This is a genomic window from Pseudomonas sp. FG47, from assembly GCF_057809115.1.
Genome location: NZ_JBMDJI010000087.1, coordinates 1 through 702 on the forward strand (window position 1 = coordinate 1; position 702 = coordinate 702).

The 702-nt window shown below is 48.4% G+C and carries 1 rRNA gene; it reads right to left on the reverse strand.

What is annotated here, in order from left to right:
- Window positions 1-537: ribosomal RNA gene (locus ACODS5_RS24665) — 23S ribosomal RNA — on the reverse strand; the annotation flags it as partial.
- Window positions 538-702 lie beyond the last annotated feature (165 nt).

Sequence of the window (702 nt, forward strand, 5' to 3'; positions counted from 1 at the left end):
AAGTAGGCTCCCACTGCTTGTACGCATACGGTTTCAGGTTCTATTTCACTCCCCTCTCCGGGGTTCTTTTCGCCTTTCCCTCACGGTACTGGTTCACTATCGGTCAGTCAGTAGTATTTAGCCTTGGAGGATGGTCCCCCCATGTTCAGACAAAGTTTCTCGTGCTCCGTCCTACTCGATTTCACTGGCAAGAGATTTTCGTGTACGGGGCTATCACCCACTATGGCCGCACTTTCCAGAGCGTTCCACTAATCTCAAACCAGCTTAAGGGCTGGTCCCCGTTCGCTCGCCACTACTAAGGGAATCTCGGTTGATTTCTTTTCCTCAGGGTACTTAGATGTTTCAGTTCCCCTGGTTCGCCTCTTGCACCTATGTATTCAGTACAAGATACTCAGCTTATGCTGAGTGGGTTCCCCCATTCAGAGATCTCTGGATCACAGTCTGTTTGCCGACTCCCCAAAGCTTATCGCAGGCTACCACGTCTTTCATCGCCTCTGACTGCCAAGGCATCCACCGTATGCGCTTCTTCACTTGACCATATAACCCCAAGCAATCTGGTTATACTGTGAAGACGACATTCGCCGAAAATTCGTACGTTGCGCTTTCGCGCAGAACTCACAAATTTTACCTTAGCCTGAATAACCAGCAGTGAAACTGGCATTCAGTCTATTTCTATCACATATCCGAATTTTTAAAGAACGA